The following is a 15100-nucleotide window of genomic DNA, read 5'->3' on the forward strand; positions in this document are numbered from 1 at the left end:
TATTTTGTATATATTACTCTTTTGTATATTAAGAAGTCTTTTGTTATATATAGTAAAGCCATATTAGCTTTCTAACTAAATTAATCTCTAACGGCACTTGTTGAAGAAGAACTTTCAACATCTTTATTTACATCATCATCCGTTAATTCTCCAAGATAATATCTTACAACGTCCTTTGCTACTTCAGCAGAATCATGTGAAGAGTTACCAAACGGAATAACTGCTGAAATTGCCACTTTAGGTTTGTTATATGGAGCATATGCTACAAACAATGAATGTGCGTTTCTTTTTGAATTTTCTTCAGCAGTACCTGTTTTACCGGCAAACGCTATGTCTGTATCCTTGAAAGATTTTTCTATAGTTCCTTCTGTAATAACCATTCGCATTCCGGTATGAATAATATCCCATGTTTCACTTGATGCGTTTACAGTATTTGATAATTTTGCTTTATTTTTCTTAATTACATTTCCTGATGAATCAGTTATTTTATCAACTAAAGTTAGTTCGTAATTTTTACCACCGTTAGCTAATGTGGATATATATCTTGCAAGTTGTACAGGCGCATATGAATGACTACCCTGGCCAATGGCTGAATGGACAGCTGATTCTGTTGAAAATTTAGGGTCGCTTTCTGTAATTTCTACACCTGATTTCATGTCTAAACCTAATTCTTTCGCATATACTTCAAGTTTTTTAAGTCCTGTAGCACTATCATATTTACCTGATGAAGTTGTTCCCAATTCATAACCTACTTCATAGAAAAATCCATTACATGATTGAGCAATAGCCTGCATTACATTCAAGCTACCATGTGCTGAAGGATATATCCAACATTTTGGATGTGGCGATATTTTATCAAACTCACCTTTATCAACGATAGTTCTATATCTTGTTATTGTATTATTTTCCAATGCTGTCATTGCAGTTACCATCTTAAATGTTGAACCCGGAGCTGATAACCCCTGAGTAGCTCTGTTATAAAGCGGTGAAGATAAATCATCTACAAGTTTAGCCCAATAATCAGCATCTACTGAACCGGAAAGCATATTATTATCATAACTTGGATAAGTTACCATAGCTAACACTTTACCGTTATTTGGATTAGTAACAACAACAGAGCCTGAACATGGATCCAAAGCAATCTGTGCCGGTGTAATATTTAATTTTTTAATCTGACTAATAATAAAATTATAAGATTCCGTTGATGTGTATGTTGATAATTTGTTATACCAATCACGGTCTTTTTCTAATACGCCCTGATCGTATAATAACATACATATTTCACAACCGTTTATTGTTCCATCATTAATTTTATATTTGAATATTAATTTACTAAATGATGCATTATTATCTATGAAATCTAAAATATAATTTACTATTACTTTATATGTTTCATCTGAAGTAATATATTGATTATCAATTTGTAATGCTGATATATTTATCCAGCTTTTGGATATAGCATATTTGATAAATTCATTAATACTGATATCTCCAGCTATATATTTTTTATAAGTTGCATCAGAACTATCTAAAGATGAAGAAATTAATACATTATCAGATTTTAATTCATCAAAAATATAATCATAATACTCTTTATATTCGTCTGATGAATCATTATATACTTCACCCTTATCAGATTCTAATTGTTTCTTCAATCGACTCTTTACAACCTTTAGGGCATCAGAATATTTAGTATAAACTTTTGCTTCATTATTTGTTCGTTTCTTTTTTAAATCTTTTATGCTTAAAACATTATTATTTATTAACTGAAAATATACAGTTTTTGCTGCAATAGGATGTACATCGGAATCTTCCTGTTCTTTATCTGAAACATCCCTGTTAACAATCTGAGAAATTAAGACAGAAGCAATTTTTTTCTCAAGCATTTTATATGTGGCAATCTGTAATTTCTTATCAATTGTTAATGTTACATCTTTTCCAACAGAAGAATCAGTTGATGAAACTGTACTTAACACTTTACCTGTAGAATCTACGAATATTTTCTTTTCTCCACGTACACCCTGCAATGTATCCTCCATAGCGGCTTCAATACCTGATTTACCAACATAGTCGCTAGAAATATAATCACCACCATTGTCATTGTATTCCTGTAATTCGCTTTCGGAAATTTTACCGGTATATCCTATCAGTGGAGCAAAATATTCACTATCAACATATCTTCTGATTGTTGTTTCAGCAACTGATACACCTGTAAGAATTGCTTCATTTTCATAAATCGCTGTCATTGTTTCTTTTGAAATATTTGTTGCAATAGTTGTTGCAACATACTTCTGGTATGAATTTTGGAATATGTTATATCTTATTGCAATAATTTTTAAAGTCATTTCCATATCGTAATCACCCTCTAAATCAAAGAAGGAATTTACACAATAGTCCATGACTTCTGCAGCTGAGGCATTTGAATAGTCAACATTATCTTTTTTCATCTTTTTACCAAATAAATTAGTCATAAATAAGGTTCTTGATGCATCTGATGTAAAATTAAACTCATAATTGCCATCGCTGTTAATTACAATTGGGAAATCATAAGATACTTTATCACCATATTTTTCAATTATTGTTATTGCATTATATACAATTTCATTTAATATTCCGTTTTTTTCATCGGAGCTGTCAATTTTATCTTCAAATGTAACGGCATAGCTTAATTCATTATAAGCTAATAATTCACCATTTGTATCATAAATATTACCTCTTGTACCTGGCGTGTAAACTGTCTTTTCAGCCTGCTGTACATAAGTATTCATATAGTAACTCTCGTTAATTATCTGTAAATCAAATAATCTAAAAAGAACAACTCCAAAAAGAACTGTTAATACCGCACCGACAATAAATATTCTTGATTTTATTATGTTATAAATCGTGTAGAAAAAATCACTTATCAAAACTTAATGCACTCCTTTGTTCTTTAGAAATTACCTTTTCATTTAATAAATAAAACAATTTATATACAATTAAAGCACAAAATGTTGTAATTATCATTTCAGGTAAAATTATCTTTTCAAAATAATATGGATAGTCTAACTTATTTCTTAAAAGCAATCTGAATCCATAGTAAACTGTGTTAAACATAAAATCATTTATAAAAACTAAAAGCAATGGCATAATAATGATTTCACTATAAAACCATCTTCTAAAGATTCCACTAAATAATCCGCAATACATGTAAATTAAAGCGTTAAATCCTATTACGTCACCATAGAAAACATCAACAAGTAAACCACATGCAAATCCAATGGCTATTCCTTTGTTACTTCCACACATAAGTCCAAAAAAACATACAACTATCAAAAGAAGATTAGGTGTAGAGACTTCCTGAGGCAATGCAAGAGAAAATGCGTTTTGTAGCAAAAAGGCAACGAGAATCACTGCCGCAAATATTATGAAATTTCTTATTTTCTCTTTCATGCTTTTTCTCCTTTACATATCATCCTTTAACTGAGTAATTACCAATACTTCGTCTATATGTTTAAAATCTACAACAGGAATTATTTGTCCTGACTGTGTCAATTCACTCGAATCTAATTTAATATTTGTTACATAACCGACTAATATTCCCGGAACAAATTTGTCTGATATTTTTGATGTGACTACCATATCGCCTTCTGTAACCTTAGCATCTTTTAGTACTTCTGTTACATTCATAACACCATCATCCATAAGCTTTAAATCTCCACTTACAATTCCGGTATCACTTGTGTTGGCAAACGAAACACTTACACTACTTTCATCATCAATTATAGCTCTAACTTTTGCATAATCTTTACCAACGTCAGTAACAATTCCAACAAGTCCACCACCGCTTATTACATTCATATCTTTTTTTATTCCGTCTTTTGAACCTTTATTAATTGTAAAGATATCAAACCAGTTTCCGGAGTCTTTTCCAATTACATTGGCTGCAATTTTTTCGTAACTTGAATAGTCCTGATCTAACTGATATAAATCACGAAGTCTTTCAAGTTCATATTTATTTTGAGCTAACAAACTGTTTTCTTCTGTTAATTCGTTAACCTGACTTTCTAATTCTTTATTTTTCTTTGTAAGTTTTTTTACTGAATTAAAGTAATCTGCTTTATTAGTAAACCATTTACCAATGCCATTCATTCCATCCTGAAGAGGAACAACAATTGCACCGGAAACTATTTTTGCAGGTTTAGAATAATTTGAAAATATAGATGACAAAATTATGCTAAACACGCAAAATACAGTTAGAACAAATATTAAAACTTTTGTATTTATATTTATAAACTTAGAAGGTCTTTTCATTTCTTTTTACCTACCTCTTAGTATTTATTTTCGCTTGGTGTATATAACAACTTTCTGTATTTTGAATCAGATATAATTTTTGAAATTCCTCTTACAACTGATTCACCGGGGTTTCTAACAACATTTACCTTTAAATCTGTTTCCATTTCTATTAGTTTACTTAAATTTGTAATCTGCGCTGAACCACCTGTAAGATATATTCCGGTGTCAATTATATCAGAAGATAATTCAGGTGGTGTACGTTCAAGTAACTGTTTTATTGAATCAATAATAGACGATAATACTTCTTTTATTGCTTCATATATTAAATCAGATGTAACCGTTCTTTCACAAGGAAGTCCTGTAATAATGTTTCTCCCAAATACATTACACATTTCATAATTATCATCTGATTCTTCATCATAAATTGCATTTGCAAGATTGATTTTTATTTGCTCTGCTGTTTTCATGCCAATCATAATATTATATTTTCTTTTTACAATATTACAAATTATTTCGTCAAGTTTGTTTCCGCCAATTTTTACAATTCTGCTAATTACAATTCCACCAAGTGATGTAACTGTAATTTCAGTTGTATCGGCACCGATGTTTACAATCATGTTCCCTTTAGCACTGTCAATATCAATACCAAGACCAACTGCATCTGCAATAGGTTTTTCTACTATCTTTATTTCTTTTGCTTTAATACTTGAGTCGTTAATAACATCATAAAAAGCTCTTTTTTCAACTTCAGTTATATCAGAAGGAACTGCAATACAGAATCGTCCACCTCTTACAATTTTAGGATAATTTAATTTAATAAACATCTTTTCTATAAGACTTTTCATGTTTTTAATATCTGCAATTACTCCATCCTTGATAGGAAAACTTACAACAATATTATCAGGAGCTTTCTCATACATTTCAAAAGCTCCATTTCCAATTGCAAAAACGTCCTTTTTATTTCGAATTGCTATTATATTTTTTTCATTTATTATAGTTTTAGTTTGTCCATTGAAAATCTTTAAATTACTTGTTCCAATGTCAATTCCATAAACATTCTGACTCATTTTATTGTCCTTCCAATTAATTTGATTTATATAATTCCTAATGCATTTAAGCTGGTAAACGATTTGTCTCCTATAATAATATGATCGAGAACAGTTATACCAATTAACTGTCCGGCTTCACATATTTTTTTCGTAGAAATAATATCATCTTTACTAGGTTCGCTGTTCCCGCTTGGATGATTATGTACAATTACGATATTAACCGCATTAAATCTTAATGCCTGAACAAATATTTCCCTTATTGAAAATAGAGACTGGTTTATTGTTCCTGATGTTATCATCATATCTTTTATCATTTGACATTTTGTGTCTAAATATGCAACGACTAATTCTTCTTTTTCTTTATGGCGCATGCTTTCCATATAGTATCTTGCAATTGTGTCAGGTCTTGAAAAATCAAGCTTATGAATTGCTTTCGTACATGCTATTCTTTTAGAAAGTTCTCCTATACACATAATCTGAATTGCTTTTACAGTTCCAATTCCCTTAAAGCTTGTCAATTCTTCAAATGTATAATGCATAATTGATAAAATATCTGTCTTATTTTCTTTTGTTATTATTGTTCTTGCCAGTTCCATAGAATTCAATTCTCTGTTTCCTGTTCTTAGAATAACAGCTAATAATTCTTCATCACTTAAAAAGGTCGGTCCTTTTTCAATGCATTTTTCATAAGGTCTTTCATTAACAGGCATATCTGCAATTTTGTTCATATAAATACCTCCATTCATCTCTCCAAGTACAAATTGAGGTATCAAACAATAACTTGCTAATTTTAGATTTTATCACAATAAATTTTTAGTGTACACAATTAAATAATATTTTAAGTAAATTTAACCAAATTTTAACATTTTATAAAGAGACAATATTTTCATCTACTAACTGCTGTAATGCCTTTAATATTCCAAATTTTGCATGCTGCCATGTAAGGCCACCCTGAAAATAAACAGCATATGGAGGTTTAATTGGAGCATCAGCACTAAGTTCAATAGATGAACCGGATACAAATGCACCTGCTGCCATAATTACCTGCGAATCATAGCCCGGCATATCCCATGGTTCAGGTGTAACATGGCTGTCAATCGGAGCAGCTGCCTGAATTCCTTTACAAAAAGCGATTACTCCTTCAGGAGAGCCAAATGTAACAGCCTGAATGATATCGTATCGTTCTTCTGTTGAATTAGGAATTACATTAAATCCTAATCTTTCAAATACATTTGCTGCAAAAATTGCACCCTTTAATGCAGAAGCAACAACTGTTGGTGCCATAAATAATCCCTGATAAAATGTATGAATTACATCAAGGCTTGCACCAACTTCTTTTCCAAGTCCCGGAGTTGTAAGTCTATATGCACAATTTTCAACACATTCTTTGGTTCCACATATATATCCTCCAATAGGAGCTAATCCGCCACCAAGATTTTTAATCAAAGAACCTACAACCATGTCAGCACCTACGTTTGATGGCTCAACTATATCTACGAATTCACCATAGCAATTATCTACCATTACAATGATATCTTTATTTATTTCTTTTACAAAATTAATTACCTGACCTGTTTTTTCAACAGAAATAGTAGGTCTTGTCTCATATCCTTTTGATCTTTGGATTCCAACCATCTTAACATCAGAAGTTATTGCCTTTTTTATGCCATCAAAATCAAAATCACCATTAGGAAGTAAATCTACCTGTCCATATTTAATTCCATATTCTGCAAGAGATCCTTTTGATTCTCTAATTCCGATTACTTCTTCAAGTGTATCATAAGGCTTACCAGAAATATAAAGTATTTTGTCGCCCGGTCGTAAATTTGCTGATAATGCGATCCCTAATGCATGAGTTCCGCATGTAATCTGTGGGCGGACAAGTGCATCTTCTGTACCAAATACATCAGCATATACTTTTTCTAAAGTATCTCTGCCTATGTCATTATATCCATAACCTGTAGATACGCCAAGATGCGCTTCGGAAACCTGATTCTTCTGAAATGCTTTCATAACTTTTAATTGATTATATTCAGCTACTTCATCTATTTTTGCAAATCTATCTTTTAATTCATTTTCAATATTTTTTGTAAAATTATATACATTTTCATCTATTCCCAGATTTTTATACATTTCCTTAATCATTTTTAATTATATCCTTTTCCCTTAGTGTATTAATCATATATTTCAAAGTATCATCGATACTATCATAATCAAAATAGTTGACCATGGTCACATCTTTTTTCCTTCTAAACCATGTAAGCTGTCGTTTTGCAAAATGTCTGGTTTCTCTTTTTATTATTTCTTTAGTTTCATCTAAAGAATATTTACCATTAATATAATCAACAACTTCCTTGTATCCTATACCGTTCATGGAAACCAAATCTTTTGTATATCCCATATTCAAAAGGTTTTTGACCTCATTTACAAGGCCTTTATCAAACATAATATCAACTCTTTTATTTATTCTTTCATATAAAAGTTCTCTTTTATCATTTAACACAAAATAAACAAAATTATAAGGAGAAATATTTTGAGATTGTTCTTCATTATGAGTTGAAATTTTTTCACCTGTATTTTTATAAAATTCTAATGCTCTTATTACACGCTTTAAATTGTTCTTATGTATATTTAATGCAGATTCTTCATCTACTTCTTTTAACATATTATGTAAATAATCATTTCCTTTTTCTTTTGCTATATTTTCAAGTTCTTTTCTATAAGCACTGTCTATTTCTTCATCATTAAACTGAATATCATATAATACAGACTGAATATAAAATCCGGTACCGCCTACGATAATTGGAATTTTTCCTGCTTCATATATTTTGTCCATGTATTCTAACGTTTTTTCTTTAAATACATGAACGTTAAATTCTTCATCCGGTTCAAATTCATCAACAAGATAATGCTTTATTCCCTGCATTTCTTCTTTTGTTATTTTGGCAGAACCAATATCCATATGTTTATAAACCTGAATGGAATCAGCACTGATTATCTCTCCGTCAATTGCTTTTGCAATTTTTATGGATAATTCTGTTTTACCTACTGCTGTAGGTCCTGTTATAACAACTAACGGTTTCATATATACTCCTAAATTATTCGTTTAAACTTCTTTTCAAGTTCGTATTTTGATAATGAAATGATTGTTGGTCTTCCATGAGGACAGTTGAATGGATTTTCAAGTTTTAACAATTGGTCAATTAAAGAATCCATTTCTGCATAACTTAATTTGTTATTTCCCTTAACTGCTGCTTTACATGACATTGACGCAATTTTTTCTGTTAATAGTTCAGAATTTAATTTTGTTGTCTGTTCTGACAAATTATCAATAAGGTTCATCAATACCTCTCTTGCATCTAATGTATATAAATCAGCCGGGATACCTCTTACTGCAAAATCCTGACCACCAAATTCCTCTATTTCATAACCTATTTCTCTGAAATTATCTATAAATTTTTCTAAAAGTTGTGCTTCAAGCATGCTTAGATTTAAAATTATAGGAGGATTAACCATTTGAGTGTTAATTTCTTTATTTTTTAAACCAGCCATAATTTTTTCAAACATAACTTTTTCATGAGCCGCATGTTGGTCAATGATATACATTTTATCTTCGTACTCAACAATCCAGTATGTATCAAATACCTGCCCTATTATTTTATGTTTTTTTCTTGCTGTATCTGTCAAGAAGTTATCTTCAAAAAGATTCATTGTCATATCTTTTGAAGTTTTTGGAACATCAAATCTGGTTTTAACATTTACGGCTTTTTCTTCTGGAATTAATGCGTTTTCCATATTAGATGTATTATCTAAAGATATATCTTCCTTAGTTATTTGATTCGACCCTTTGTTCCTAATAGTTACTGATATTTCTTTGTTATCCTGATTATTTTTTAGGAAATCTTTATTCTCAACTATAACATCAGTATTATTCTCAATATCATCGCTTACACCATTTATATTATCGCTATTATTAGTAATGTCTGACTTAAAATTACTATCCGATTGTTTTATATCAGATTGTTTGTTGTAATTTAATTCCTCTGAAATAAAATTATCTGATTTATTAACATCAGATTCAATGTTATTTTTTCTTTCAATCTCATCTGTTCTTTTTGTTTCAAATGGCTCAGGCACCTTTATAGCAATAGGAATATCCTCTTTTTCTTCTGTAAGTTCAACCTGTGGAATCTTCGGCTTCTCAATAATTGCTTCAGATAAAACTTCCACAATCCATGGATACAAATCTTTTCCATTTCTAAATCTAAGTTCCATTTTAGACGGATGAACGTTTACATCTAAAAGGTCTGAATTAATTTTCAAATGCAAGACTGTAAAAGGATATTTATGTTGCATCATAACAGGTGCAAACGCCTCTTCTATCGCTTTTGTTAAAATAGTACTTTTAATATATCTTCCATTTACAAAATAATTCTCAAATGTTCGGTTTCCTTTAGAAATTAATGGCTTTCCGATGAAACCTTTAAGATGTGCAAATTCACATTCTTCATTTATTTCTATTAAATTATTAGTTATTTCTCTACCATATATATTATAAATTACATCTTTCAAATTACCGTTTCCCGGAGTATGTAACTTAGGTTGTCCATTATTTATGAAATTAATGGCTATTTCAGGATGCGAAAGTGCTATCCTTTCAACAATTTCTGAAATATATCCGGCTTCAGTCTGAGGAGTTTTTAAAAATTTTCTTCTTGCAGGAGTATTGAAAAAAATATTTCTTACAAGAAATGTTGTTCCATCAGGAGCACCTATTTCTTCGAGTCCTTTTTCCTTTCCTCCTTCTATAGTATATTTACATCCAACAAATGAATCTTGTGTTTTTGTAATTAACTCTACCTGACATACAGCTGCGATACTTGAAAGGGCTTCACCTCTAAAACCAAGAGAAGAAACGACCATTAAATCTTCGACAGATTTAATTTTACTTGTAGCATGTCTCAAAAATGCAGTTTTAATATCATCTCTATCAATACCACATCCGTTGTCTGTAATTCTTATAAGTTTAGTGCCACCATCTTTAATTTCAACACTAATTTTATCAGCACCCGCATCAATTGAATTTTCCATAAGCTCTTTTACAATCGATGCCGGCCTGTCAATTACTTCTCCGGCAGCTATTTGATTAATTGTATTTTGATCTAATAATTTAATATTGCTCATTTACCATCTATTCCTTAATTTGTTCTGTATTTTATACAAATGATTTAAAGCATCTATTGGTGTCATAGTTCCTAAATCAAGTTCTTCAATTTCAGTGATAATATCATCTTCTTTTACTGTATCAAACAAAGACATCTGATGTAGTTCAACATTATCATTTACTCCTTTTATGGAATTTCCGGGAGTCATATTTGCGGCAATTTCCTTTGCTTTAGCTGTTATATCTGCATTTGATAATTCAGCAACAAGTTCTTTTGCTCTATTTATAACACTATCAGGAACACCGGCTAATTTGGCAACCTGTATACCATAACTTTTATCTGCTCCGCCCTTAACAATTTTACGTAAAAATACAATATTATCGCCCTGCTCTTTTACGCTGATGCAATAGTTATTTACACCTTTCATAGTTCCTTCAAGTTCAGTTAATTCATGATAATGAGTTGCGAATAATGTTTTTGCACCAAGTAATTTTATATCACATATATGTTCAACTACCGCCCATGCAATACTTAATCCATCAAAAGTACTTGTTCCTCGGCCTATTTCATCAAGAATCAACAAGCTTTTTGGTGTTGCATTTCTAAGGATATTAGCAACTTCTGTCATTTCAACCATAAAAGTACTTTGACCGCTTGCTAAATCGTCAGATGCCCCTACTCTTGTAAATATTTTGTCGCACACGCCTATATTTGCACTCGTTGCCGGAACAAATGAGCCAATCTGAGCCATAAGAGTAATAAGTGCTGTCTGTCTCATATATGTTGATTTGCCGGCCATGTTTGGGCCTGTAATAATTGATACACGATTATTATTCATGTCTAAATATGTATCATTAGTTACAAACATACTGTCAGGCATCATTTTTTCAACGACAGGATGTCGGCCGTTTTTTATATCTATAATACCTTTTTCATTTATGTTAGGTTTAACATAATTATTATGTTCAGCAACATATGCTAATGAAGCAAATACATCAATTTTTGCTAATGCTTTTGCAGTAGTCTGTATTCTAACAACCTGCGATGATATCTCATCTCTTATTTCACTAAATAAATTATATTCTAATGAAAATAATTTATCTTCTGCACCTAATATTACATCTTCTAATTGTTTTAATTCATCAGTTGTGTATCGTTCTGAATTAGTCAATGTTTGTTTTCTCACATAATAATCCGGGACTAAATCCTTATACGAATTTGTAACATCAAGATAATATCCAAATACTTTATTGTATTTTATTTTAAGTCCTTTAATACCTGTCTTTTCTTTTTCTTTAGTCTCAAGTTCTGCAAGCCATGTTTTTCCTTCTGTTTTAGCTTTTCGTAATCTGTCAACCTCTTCATTATATCCTTCTTTAATAATTCCCCCCTCTTTGATATTAATTGGTGGATCTTCGTTTATTGAATTGTCTATCAATGAAGTTATATCATCTAAAACATCTAAATCTTCTGTAATTTCTTTAAAAAGAGGACTCTTAAAATCCTGTATTACCGTTTTTATATGTGGCAACATTTTTAAAGAATTAAGCAAAGCTATTAAATCTCTTGGATTAGCTGATTTATATGCTACTTTACTTATAAGTCTTTCTAAATCGTATATTGGAGAAAGATATTCTCTTAATTCATCTCTTGTAATTAAAGATTTATTTAATTCCTCGATTGCTTTTTGTCTTTTTATAATAGATTCTTTATCAATTAACGGCTGTTCTATATAGCTTCTTAGCATTCTTGCACCCATAGCCGTTTTTGTCTTATCGAGCACCCATAAAAGAGATCCTCGTTTTTGTTTTTCACGTAATGTTTCACATAACTCCAAATTTCTTCTGGTAGAAGTATCTAATATCATAAATTTATTCGTTGAATAAGGAATTATCTGAGTTAAATGAGATAGTGAGTTTTTTTGTGTTTCTGTTAAATACTGCATTAGAGCACCGGCAGCATTTGTTCCAACATCATAATTATCAATTCCTAATGCTGATAAATCATAAACTTTAAAATGATCAGTTAATGCTTTTTTACACATGTCATCATCAAAATACCATGATTCTAACTGGAACACTGTAATGTTCAATCTATTTTTTAAATCATCAATATCAATTCCTGTAAGTAAAAATGCATCATTGCATATTATTTCACTTGGCATGAATTTATAGATTTCATCAAGTAATGCCCTGTTGTTTTCAACTTCAGTGACAAAAAAATCTCCTGTTGTAATATCTACAATAGCTATTCCAAAACAATTTTCCACACATACAATAGACATTAAATAATTATTTTTAGTTTCATCTAATGCAGATGTGTTTAGATTTGTTCCTGGAGTAACAATTCGGACAACTTCTCTTTTTACAATTCCTTTTGCTGTTGCAGGATCCTCAACCTGCTCAACAATCGCAACCTTATATCCTTTTGTTACAAGTTTGTTTAAATAAGAATCTACAGCGTGATAAGGGACACCACACATTGGCGCCCTTTCTTCTAAGCCGCAGTTTTTTCCTGTTAAAGTGATTTCAAGTTCTTTTGATGCTGTAATAGCATCTTCAAAAAACATTTCATAAAAGTCACCTAAACGGTAAAAAATAATGCAATCCTTATATTGTTTTTTAGTTTCTAAGTATTGTTGCATCATTGGTGTAATACTCATATTATGCCTCTATTTCTCCAAAATAATAAAATCCTTTGGCTTTTAGTAATTTAACTTTTAATTCCTGACCAATTAAATCCTTAGTTCCCTTAAAATGAACTACCGTGTTGTTGCTTAATCGTCCTGTAATTAATTCAGGGTCATGGCTGTTTACTTCTTCTGCCATAACTAATTGTGTTGTTCCTTCATATTTGGCAGTTTTCTTTGATGATATTTCATTTACAACTTTTAAAAGTCTGTCAAATCTATCTTTAACTACATCCTGTGGAACCTGATTTTCCATTTCTGCAGCAGGTGTTCCCGAACGCTTTGAATAAATAAATGTAAATGCACTGTCATATTGAACTTTCTTAACAACATCTAGTGTTTCATTAAAATCTTCTTCTGTCTCACCGGGAAAACCAACAATGATATCTGTTGAAATTCCAATATCAGGAATTGCTTTTCTTAATTTATCTACGATTTCAAGATAATGCTGTTTGTCATAATGCCTGTTCATTATTTTTAATAAACGGTCGCTTCCTGACTGTAATGGCAAATGCATCTGCTTGCAAATTTTTTTAGAATGAGCCATTACATCAATTAATTCATCAGACAAATCCTTTGGATGACTCGTCATAAATCTAACTCTCTTTAGACCGTCTATTTTTTCAATTTCCTGTAAAAGCTGTGCAAATGTCATTGGATTTTCTAATGTCTTACCATATGAATTAACATTTTGACCTAACAACATTATTTCAACTACACCTTCACTAACTAATTTCTTGATTTCATTAATTATATCTTCAGGTTTTCTGCTTCTTTCCCTTCCTCTAACATATGGTACAATACAGTAACTACAAAAATTGTTACATCCATACATTATATTAACTCCGGATTTAAAACTGTATTTTCTTTCACTAGGTAAATCTTCTACTATTTCTGTTGTACCCTGCCATATATCAATTACAGATTTTTGACCTGAAAGTCTTTCATATAATAATTCTGCTAACTTAAAAATGTTATGTGTACCAAAGATTAAGTCAACAAATTTATAACTCTTTTTGATTTTTTCAACAACATGTTCTTCCTGCATCATGCATCCGCATAAACCTATAATCATATTGCTGTTTTCTTTTTTTAATTTTGATAAATATCCTAATCTTCCGTATATTTTTAAATTAGCATTTTCACGTACAGTACATGTATTATAAAGTACTAAATCAGCATGTTCATCTTCTGTTTCTTCATATCCGATTTCATTAAGAATACCTATAAGTTTCTCTGAATCTTTGAAATTCATCTGACATCCAAATGTTGCTACACATGCCTTTAATTTTCTTCCTAATTCTTTTTCTCTATTAGAAATTATTTCTTTACATTTAGCTATGTAATAAGCCTGCTTTTCTGTTTCATTTACAAAATTCACTTTATTTCTCCTAAACTATCTCATTTGTTATTATGGTATCTAAATTGATATCATTTTCATGCTGCTTAAGTTCATCCACAATTTGAAAATTAAACCCTACACCGATTTTATATGTATCTATATTTTTTAAATATCTGTCATAAAAGCCTGCGCCATATCCAATTCGCTTTCCTTCTTTAGTAAATGCAAGTCCCGGAACTATAACAATATCCGGTTTAGGTGCAATATTATCTGTGACAGGTTCAGGTATTTTCATATAGCCTTTTTTTAACTGGTTAAAATCAGTAATTGTATAAAATGTCATGTCGTTTCCAATTACTTTTGGAAGTGCAAGAATTTTACCTTTATTTAAGCAGTCACTCATAAGCAATGTCATATCAACTTCATTATTTACACTACAATAGCAGTAAACAACTTTACTGCTATTATAAATTTTGCTATTTATTATTGTATTATTGATTTCCAAATTATAAAGTTCAAATTTTTGGTAATCAAGAGATAATCTTTTTTGCTTTATTTCTTTTCTAAGAATGTTTAAATCCAT

The 15100-nt window shown here is 30.4% G+C and carries 11 protein-coding genes; all 11 read right to left on the reverse strand.

The window, feature by feature from the left end:
• Positions 1-80 precede the first annotated feature (80 nt).
• Positions 81-2906: a penicillin-binding transpeptidase domain-containing protein gene (locus tag CCC31_RS03145; protein ID WP_290849634.1), complete on the reverse strand. Its 2826-nt coding sequence runs from the start codon at positions 2904-2906 to the stop codon at positions 81-83.
• Positions 2896-3429, reverse strand: coding sequence for a rod shape-determining protein MreD (gene mreD, locus CCC31_RS03150; RefSeq protein WP_022089608.1), 534 nt, complete (start codon positions 3427-3429; stop codon positions 2896-2898). The genes CCC31_RS03145 and mreD overlap by 11 nt, the downstream gene beginning before the upstream one ends.
• Positions 3430-3441: 12 nt before the next feature.
• Positions 3442-4290 carry a rod shape-determining protein MreC gene (gene mreC, locus CCC31_RS03155; protein ID WP_022089609.1) on the reverse strand — a complete coding sequence of 283 codons (849 nt, stop codon included), beginning with the start codon at positions 4288-4290 and terminating at the stop codon, positions 3442-3444.
• A gap of 17 nt (positions 4291-4307) precedes the next feature.
• Entirely contained in the window at positions 4308-5339 is a 1032-nt protein-coding gene (locus CCC31_RS03160) for a rod shape-determining protein (RefSeq protein ID WP_022089610.1), read from the reverse strand.
• A gap of 26 nt (positions 5340-5365) precedes the next feature.
• Positions 5366-6049, reverse strand: coding sequence for a DNA repair protein RadC (radC, locus tag CCC31_RS03165; protein WP_022089611.1), 684 nt, complete (start codon positions 6047-6049; stop codon positions 5366-5368).
• A gap of 139 nt (positions 6050-6188) precedes the next feature.
• On the reverse strand, positions 6189-7466 hold the full coding sequence (locus CCC31_RS03170; RefSeq protein ID WP_147585912.1) for a methionine gamma-lyase family protein: 1278 nt from the start codon (positions 7464-7466) through the stop codon (positions 6189-6191).
• A complete protein-coding gene (miaA, locus tag CCC31_RS03175; RefSeq protein ID WP_290849642.1) occupies positions 7459-8406 on the reverse strand; it encodes a tRNA (adenosine(37)-N6)-dimethylallyltransferase MiaA in 948 nt (315 codons plus the stop codon). Before miaA ends, CCC31_RS03170 begins: the two co-directional genes overlap by 8 nt.
• Before the next feature lie 8 nt (positions 8407-8414).
• Positions 8415-10505, reverse strand: a complete 2091-nt coding sequence (mutL, locus tag CCC31_RS03180) for a DNA mismatch repair endonuclease MutL (RefSeq protein ID WP_290849644.1) — start codon at positions 10503-10505, stop codon at positions 8415-8417.
• Positions 10506-13148, reverse strand: coding sequence for a DNA mismatch repair protein MutS (gene mutS, locus CCC31_RS03185; protein ID WP_290849646.1), 2643 nt, complete (start codon positions 13146-13148; stop codon positions 10506-10508).
• 1 nt (position 13149) lies between these two features.
• Entirely contained in the window at positions 13150-14556 is a 1407-nt protein-coding gene (gene miaB, locus CCC31_RS03190) for a tRNA (N6-isopentenyl adenosine(37)-C2)-methylthiotransferase MiaB (RefSeq protein WP_118565093.1), read from the reverse strand.
• Between the two features lie 10 nt (positions 14557-14566).
• Positions 14567-15100, reverse strand: coding sequence for a 5-formyltetrahydrofolate cyclo-ligase (locus tag CCC31_RS03195; protein WP_022089617.1), 534 nt, complete (start codon positions 15098-15100; stop codon positions 14567-14569).

Source organism: Eubacterium sp. LMAG:50 (assembly GCF_008680265.1).
GTDB lineage: Bacteria > Bacillota > Clostridia > Lachnospirales > Lachnospiraceae > Eubacterium_U > Eubacterium_U album.